The sequence below is a fragment of the Cellulosimicrobium cellulans genome (assembly GCF_042723955.1).
In the GTDB taxonomy this organism is placed as follows: domain Bacteria; phylum Actinomycetota; class Actinomycetes; order Actinomycetales; family Cellulomonadaceae; genus Cellulosimicrobium; species Cellulosimicrobium cellulans_H.
In genome coordinates this window covers 1-1837 of record NZ_JBHXIC010000175.1, presented here as the reverse complement: position 1 = coordinate 1837, position 1837 = coordinate 1, and the positions used below count along the sequence as shown (strand labels likewise).

General features: G+C 75.6%; 1 protein-coding gene. It reads right to left on the bottom strand.

The window, feature by feature from the left end; all coding sequences use genetic code 11:
- Positions 1-431: 431 nt before the first annotated feature.
- Positions 432-1451 carry an acetylxylan esterase gene (locus ACFWH7_RS21030; RefSeq protein ID WP_378219636.1) on the bottom strand — a complete coding sequence of 340 codons (1020 nt, stop codon included), beginning with the start codon at positions 1449-1451 and terminating at the stop codon, positions 432-434.
- Positions 1452-1837: the final 386 nt, after the last annotated feature.

Sequence of the window (1837 nt, the reverse complement as noted above, 5' to 3'; positions counted from 1 at the left end):
CCGCCACGACGCGGCACCACCACCCACCCCGCCCTACGTCGTCTCACCCTGGTCGTCGCTCACCCGGGCGACTACTCGCGGTGTCGGGTCGTCCCGCGCCGCGCCGCGCCGCACCGCCCGCGCCGCGCCGCCCGCGCCGCACGTCGGTGCCGGGCCGCGTCGGGACGGCGCCGACGTGCGGGTCAGTCGCCACGGCCTGCCTGGCCGACTCCGGGCCGCTTGATCCGATACAAGGCCGCGCAACCCGGGCGACCCGACCGCGGCAGGCGGCCAGCCGCCGTCGGGCAGGACCGCGGCTCTACCTCGCGCGACCACGGTCCTACCTTGCGCGATCAGGTTGGCACTCCGGCGGACCGGGGTTCTCGCTCGCGTGACCCGGGTGCTGCCTCGAGGGCCGCGCGGGGTGGTGCGGGTGCGGCGCGCGGGCCGGGTTATCGGGTGTGCTCGCGGAGCCAGGCGAGCTGGCGGGCGAAGCGGTAGGCCTGGCCGCCCTCGTGCTCGTTGAAGCGGTAGACGTCGATCGCGCGCTCGACACTGCCGCCGTTCGCGCCCCAGCCGTTGAACGCCGCGTACACCGTGGACGGCGGGCAGACCGGGTCCATGAGGGCGACGGAGAACAGGGCGGGGGCGGTCGCGCGGCGCGCGAGGCTCGCGCCGTCGAGGTAGGAGAGCGTGCGGAACACGGCGTCCTCGTGCTGCCGGTGGACGGCGAGGTAGCGCGTGATCTCTGCGTACGGCAGGCGGTCGGTGATCTCGACGGCACGGCGGTAGTGGCTGAGGAACGGGACGTCGGGCATCGCTGCGACGAGGCCGTCGGCCAGGCCGGCGACGGCGATCGTCAGGCCGCCGCCCTGGCTCACGCCGGTCACGGCGACGCGCTCGGGGTCGATGCCGTCGACCGTCCGCACGGCGTCGACGGCCCGCACGGCGTCGGTGATGACGCGGCGGTAGTAGTGCTCGTGCGGGTCGAGGATGCCGCGGGTCAGGAAGCCGGGGGCGGCCGGGCCGGACCCGACCGGGTCGGGTGTGTCGCCCCCGGTACCCCAGCCGCTGCCCTGACCGCGCGTGTCGACGACGAGGTGCGCGTAGCCCGCGCTGGCCCAGAGCAGGTGCTCGTGCGGCAGGCCGCGCCCGCCGCCGTACCCGAGGTACTCGACGACGGCCGGGAGCGGTACGGCGTCGCCGGCGGCAGCGGCGCGCTCGGCCACGGTCGGCCGGACGAGCCAGGCCTTGACCGGCTGGCCGCCGAAGCCCGGGAACGTGACGTCGTCGACCACGACCGTCTCCAGCCCGGAGTCGACGCGCTCGAGCCGCACGGTCTCGGCGAGGTCGCCGCCCGCCGTGCGGGACTCGGCGAGGGTCTGAGCCCAGAACGCGTCAAGATCGGCGGGCTCGTCGAGCGCGGGCGCGTAGGTCTCGAGCTCGGCGAGAGGGAGGTCGAAGAGCGGCACGGTGGCGATTCCTTCGGGTGCGCAGAAGCCTGATGGCAGACATCGATGTCGGGATCGCACGACTCTAGCGCTGTGTCCCGTCCCACGGACCACGCTAATAATGCGCATCATCCCTTTGACCCGTGCGGGGCCGGTGCGGCGAGACTGCCACCAGCCGCCGCCCCGCGCGCGGCGCCCCGACGGCGACGAGGCCGTCGGTGAGGAACCGATGGAGGTCCCCTGTGAGAACCCGAGCAGCAGCACCGCGCCGCAGACGCGGCGTCGTCACGACGGCGGTCGCCGCCCTGACCGCGATGCTGGCGGCCGGCGCGGTCGTCCCGGCCGTGGCCGCGCCGTCTCCCGCCGCCGTCGTCGCCGCATCCGAGGCCGCGGCCGCCGGCGCCGCC